Raw genomic sequence first — 5743 nt, 5'->3', positions numbered from 1 at the left:
TGTCTAGTCCGGAAAAGTGTTGACCGTCAGATTCAACATTTTTTAGTAAAATGTGTGAAGAAAACAAAAAATTCTGGGACGAATCTCAGATTTCGGCAATCAATGCCTGGCACAGCAGCGGAAAAAGTTTCAGTCAGATTGACGAGGAATACAATTTTGCGGTCGGAACATTGTTTACAATAGTAAATGCAATCCCGGACTATCGCGGCACACGGTCAAGCATCAGCAAATGGCTGCGCCGCATGACGGGAGCATTAATTCCCGGCTCCGGATGCCGGACAACAAAGGCCATATCGTCCCTGGCAACTCCGGCACAAACGACAAAAAAGAAAGGAATGACAAAGAAAACCTCTCCCTCTACCAGGCTCACGGATACCGAGCAGACCATACTGGATCTAACACGCAAGTTAAACGCCGCCACCAGAAAGATAGAGAAACTGGAGGCTGACAGGAAAAAGGCAGAGCTGCGTGAAGAGTTCCAGAGTGGTGTCATCGCCGAATACAAGAAGCTTGTAAAGCCTGCGCAGTCAAAAAAATCAACTACCAAGTAGCCATGCGCTTGCGCATGTCCCGTGACCTGAGTGTCAGCGAGGCATGCGGGTTGCTTGGGGTGACTAAACAAGCGTGGTATGCCTTTTTCAAAAGGTCGTTCAAGGATGCCATTGACGAAGACCGCATCCTGGAATGCGTTCGCTCGATACGAGAGGATCTTCCGGCACTCGGAGTCAGAAAGATGAAGGACAGGTTACGTAAGGAGTTCTGTCTCGACATAGGCCGTGACCGCCTGTTCGATATCATGAACAGGCATAATCTTCTGATACGTCCCCGAGTCCGCAGGACAAGGACAACCTTCTCCGATCACGGAATGAAGGTCTATCCGGATCTACGGAAAGACTTCGCGCCTGATGACATAAACCAGTTGTGGGTAAGCGACATAACATATATATGGCTTCCTGATCAGAATACATTTTACTATCTGTTTATGATTACGGATGCCTATTCGAAGAAAATAGTGGGATGGGAGATTGCCGATAACATGCGGCATGAGAACGCCATGACGGCATTGAAGATGGCTTTCAGGCAATGCAGGAGAGGTCAGCATCCCATACACCACTCGGACAAGGGACTTCAGTATTGTGCCAAACCCTACGTGGAAATGCTTCGTAGACGCCACGCCCGAATCAGCATGACGGAAGGGTACGACCCACGTAACAACGGAATTGCCGAAAGGGTAAACGGCATACTTAAAGAGGAGTTTCTGAAGCATATGGACGTAAGGAAGGACAACATACGGCAGGTGCTGGAGGATGTAATCAACACTTACCATACCCGCCGACCGCACCTCAGTCTCGGCATGCTGACTCCCGATGAAGTGCATCGCGGAGCGGTACCCGGACGTAAGCTCTGGAAAAAATATTACCTGAAATCTGCATGAGTCAAGATTTTTCAGTACTTTTGCATACCCCAACCGACGGGACTGACGGTGATTGCACTGCAAGTCTCAAAAATCCCCGGGGCATCGAGCCCCGGAGGATTTTACCCNAACCTCGGGGATCTCAGGCTCATACCTGCATGTCTCCACAGTCTTCGGACTGTTTAACATTCATTCATAATCTCAAACCCTCTGACCCGTCAATATTTTTCAGGACGCCACAACCCTTAAAATATTTAAGAAAAGTACAAATTCATAGATTAATAAAGTGGTAATCCACTGAAATACAGCGGTTAGCACAATTAACATTNTTAATTTGTCATCGTTGCAGTCTGATTAGCTGCAAGTTAAATGTTAAATGAGAGACTAAACTGTCAAACTCCCGATTTTTTGCCATCTCACCCTCAAATTCTTTGCAGAAATCATCTGCAATACAAAAAATTTCAGTAACTTTACTTTCGGTAATCATGATACAGTATTTATTGTTTGACACCTCTAAATTACTAAATAGCAGCGAAATTACCAAAAGAATCGGCAACTTTTTTTAGCTGCCGATTCAACTTTTTTATGGTGTTCCTTATCCCGAATTCGCGTTAATAATAAGATAGACCGGGATGATTGCCTTATCAGCATTGTCTCGGTCTATAATTATATTGCTATTATAGTGTCTAATCGATTGACTTAAACATAGCCTCTACAGATGATGTATCAATGGGAGGTTTAGTCCTCAATTTTCCACTAATAGCTTCCTCAAGAGCGGCCTTTGTTATCTCATTAGGCTCATTATAAGCAGCTTCAAACAATATGCTCTCAACCAAATTGTCAAGGCTACAATGCTCTTGTTTAGCCATATCTTTAAGACGTTCTATGAGATCTACTCTCAGAGAGAACGTAATTATTTTCTATTGAGCTGATGTCGCCATTATGTTATTTTTGAGTGCAAAGGCACAACGAATCAAGCATATCTCCAACCAACAATGCTGATTCAATTTTCGGAGAATGAACAATCAAAAGTGTTACTGTGTTTTAACTCTGTTTGCATAACTCATTATTTTTTTAAGACTATACGATTAAACAATTACGCGAATGAAATACCTGTTCAAAGGTCATCATCCATGGTTGCTTGTGCTGGTGATTGCTGTCGATATTTTTTTCAGCACAGACCATCCGCCACTCTATTTTATCAAAAGGAGAATCAGAGTTCAATGCTAACGTTTTCTTTTTATTGTCATTGTCGCCGGACTTGCACTGTATGCTTTGCTCGTCGAATTTCTTTCAGGCAAAGATATGCCGCTAATCGGCGAAACAGAAGAAAAGGAAGCGAAGAGTGTACAGCAGATTCCTGTATCGCAACCGGTTATTGATACCAATTCATCCATTCCACAGGCTAAAGAAAAGCCCTTATCTCGTGGTGATTTTGGGGATATGATGCTTAATGTTGTAACTAAATTGCATCAAGAAAAGGCAATCCACCCAGAAGCATCATTGAAGAAACATGATGACAACAGAGTCGTATCCTTCAACATAAATGACATGAAGGAATCAGCCGCGAGTTCAGCCGCCAAACCGAGGGCTTGAAGGAAGCGGCGGAAAGACTCCGGGAACGGATGTATAGCATCGTCAACGGTGCTGTATGGGCGGCAATACCCAAGTGGGCGTATGCCGTGGTCATAGCTGTTTTCGGCATTGCCGTCGGGCTTGGCATCTTCGAGCGAGTCAGCTATGACGCTGACGGCATCCGTAACATGATGCTCCGAGAAGAAGCCATGATGGTAGGCGGCAACCCCGAAGACGTGTCACTCGACTGGAACGCGGTCGGTGCCTGTATCCGCTATTATTTCGACAACCGCCGCAACATCCAGTTCCGTTTGTGGGAATGTTCCGAAAGCCACCTCGGAATCCCTGATATGACCCTCATCGTCATCAATATCAGCTTCCGAGGCCCGGCCGACACCGTCCACTCCGAAATGACCGCCTTCGTCCACTGGCTCCAGCAGACCGCAAAGATCAACGGCTTCCTCCACTTCGCCGATGAGAACCGCTGTCCCCTCTCAGCCGACCAAGTCCCCGGCTGTAGCATAGCCTGTTGCCGCCTCTGACCCTACACTACTAACGCTCCTATAATCCCTTGACCGACACCCCGACAAGACCAACCCTCTTGCCGGGGCGTCTTAGTAAAATTTCGTATATAATTCTTGGATTGCATACAATCGGATTGTAACTTTGTTATTACATTATGACAGATGTTATGACAACGGAGCAGCGTAGCCGCTGTATGGCGGCTATCAAGGGAAAGGATACGATGCCGGAGATGATTGTGCGAAAGTATCTTTTCTCCTGTGGTCTGCGTTTTCGGATTCAAGTCAGGAAACTGCCGGGGAATCCTGATATTGTACTGCCGAAGTACAAGACCGTCATTTTCGTCGACGGATGCTTCTGGCATGGGCATGAGGATTGCAGGTATTTCCGCTTGCCAAAGTCCAATGTCGAGTTTTGGAAAGCGAAGATTGAGCGCAATGTTGCCCGCGATGTTTGCAACGAAGTCGCGCTGAAAGCTCTTGGTTGGCGTGTCGTCCGGGTATGGGAGTGCGAGCTCCGTAACAAGGTTAACCGCGAGGAGACACTCAATAGGATTTATGACAGCATTACCTCTTACGGCACCAACGGCTACAGCTTTGAAGAAACCGATATTTCAACTGCCGCAGAACCGGAATCTGACTATTCTATATAACATAAAATTGCATGAAATGCAATTTTATGAAATCGGTTTTCAATTTTATGGCGTGATATAAGAGATTTCTCGGTAGAAATCGTTATCTTTGCGCCATTGAACAGAATAAAACATCATGGGCAAAGATATAAACCGAATCAAAGTCATGCTTGCGGAGAAGAAGCGGACAAACAAATGGCTTGCCGAACAACTCGACAAAGATCCAGCAACAGTCTCCAAATGGTGTACTAACACAATTCAGCCGAGTCTCGACACCCTTCTCAGGATAGCCGAACTCCTTGATGTGCAGATTCAAGAACTCGTAAGAATGCCCGAATAATCGCTCTAATTAATTCTAATGGCTACTGTCACTAAAGATATACAGGAAGAGTCTGAAAAAATCACTAAGGTAAAACGTATAATTAAGAAACGTACGGAAAACCTTGAAAAAAAAGACATTCAGCCCACTTCTTTGGCAAAATGTACTTCATGGAAGGAATTGCCGTTTTCTCATCCTGAAAATACAATCCGCATCGGGACAGTGTTTTCAGGTATTGGGGCTTTTGAACATGCCTTCCAGCGGCTTGGTCTAAAGCATAAGATAATGTTTGCCGGGGATATTGATGCCAAATGCAAGCATAGCTATTTCGCCAATTATGAAATCAACGAGGATGATTGGTTTACTGATATTCGCGATTTCAATGCAAAGAAGTATGCCGGGAAAGTTGACATCGTTGTTGGCGGCGCTCCCTGCCAAGCTTTTTCGATGGTTGGGCATCGTTTAGGATTCGAAGATGCAAGAGGCACCCTGTTTTATGAATTTGCCCGCGTGGTAAAAGAAACACAGCCTAAAGTTTTCTTGTTTGAAAATGTAAGAGGTCTTCTTAATCACGATAAGGGTAGAACATGGCATGTTATACATGACATTTTTGAAGAACTGGGCTATGATGTAAAATTTAGAGTCCTTAACAGTTGTGACTACGGTATTCCTCAGCATAGAGAGAGAGTTTACTGCCTCGGATTCCAAAAGAAAACAGATTTTGAATATCCGGCTCCTATAGACTTGGAGTATCGCATGTACGATTTCCTCGAAGACTTCATTGACACAAAGTATTTTCTTAGAGAAAAAGGAGTTAAATTCGTCACCAGCCACAAAAATCGGATGAAGAGCTATACTCAAATCAATGGAGACATTCAGTTATGCCAAAAAAGAAACCAGCAATTCAATTGGCATGGTGATTTTGTGTTTCATCCTGATTCTGAATTAACGGAACATAATACAGATTTCGACGAGTTCATTTTCGATGTGAGAGACGTTGAGGAGAAGTATTATCTTTCCGAGAAAGTTGCCAAATACGTATTGGCAGGAGGCACGAAGAACTTCAAGACTTCAACAGAGACAGATTTGGATGTAGCGCGTCCCTTGCTTCAGTCAATGCATAAAATGCACCGGGCAGGTGTTGATAACTATGTAACTCACAAAGGACGCATAAGGAAATTAACTCCTCGTGAGTGTCTGCGTCTGATGGGTTTCAAAGACTCTTTTAAAATAGTCGTGTCAGACACATCCGCATATCAACAAGCTGGCAATAGTATCGTTG

8 protein-coding genes are annotated in these 5743 nt (G+C 44.5%); 7 read left to right on the top strand and 1 reads right to left on the bottom strand.

Annotated elements, in window-relative coordinates; all coding sequences use genetic code 11:
- The first annotated feature begins 50 nt into the window (after nt 1-50).
- Entirely contained in the window at nt 51-551 is a 501-nt protein-coding gene (locus JX312_RS08185) for a hypothetical protein (protein ID WP_123408219.1), read from the top strand.
- 2 nt (nt 552-553) lie between these two features.
- Complete coding sequence (locus JX312_RS08180) at nt 554-1435, top strand: IS3 family transposase (RefSeq protein WP_204457663.1); 882 nt, start codon at nt 554-556, stop codon at nt 1433-1435.
- Between the two features lie 665 nt (nt 1436-2100).
- On the opposite strand, the gene JX312_RS08175 is transcribed toward JX312_RS08180, so the two are convergent.
- Nucleotides 2101-2283 carry a hypothetical protein gene (locus tag JX312_RS08175; protein ID WP_210433292.1) on the bottom strand — a complete coding sequence of 61 codons (183 nt, stop codon included), beginning with the start codon at nt 2281-2283 and terminating at the stop codon, nt 2101-2103.
- 406 nt (nt 2284-2689) lie between these two features.
- Between JX312_RS08175 and JX312_RS08170 the strand changes: the two genes are divergently transcribed.
- The 5 genes from JX312_RS08170 to JX312_RS08150 all read left to right on the top strand — a co-directional run.
- Nucleotides 2690-3010: a hypothetical protein gene (locus tag JX312_RS08170; RefSeq protein ID WP_204457662.1), complete on the top strand. Its 321-nt coding sequence runs from the start codon at nt 2690-2692 to the stop codon at nt 3008-3010.
- Entirely contained in the window at nt 3007-3531 is a 525-nt protein-coding gene (locus JX312_RS08165; protein WP_204457661.1) for a hypothetical protein, read from the top strand. Before JX312_RS08170 ends, JX312_RS08165 begins: the two co-directional genes overlap by 4 nt.
- 137 nt (nt 3532-3668) lie before the next feature.
- Entirely contained in the window at nt 3669-4163 is a 495-nt protein-coding gene (locus JX312_RS08160; RefSeq protein ID WP_204457660.1) for a very short patch repair endonuclease, read from the top strand.
- A gap of 115 nt (nt 4164-4278) precedes the next feature.
- Nucleotides 4279-4482 (top strand): helix-turn-helix transcriptional regulator, encoded by a 204-nt coding sequence (locus JX312_RS08155; RefSeq protein WP_123406169.1) that lies wholly within the window; start codon nt 4279-4281, stop codon nt 4480-4482.
- Between the two features lie 18 nt (nt 4483-4500).
- A partial coding sequence (locus JX312_RS08150) for a DNA cytosine methyltransferase (RefSeq protein ID WP_204457659.1) occupies nt 4501-5743 on the top strand: 1243 nt, incomplete at its 3' end.

The organism is Barnesiella sp. CU968, from assembly GCF_905219685.1.
GTDB lineage: Bacteria > Bacteroidota > Bacteroidia > Bacteroidales > Muribaculaceae > Lepagella > Lepagella muris_A.
This window is presented reverse-complemented; position numbering and strand designations above follow the sequence as displayed.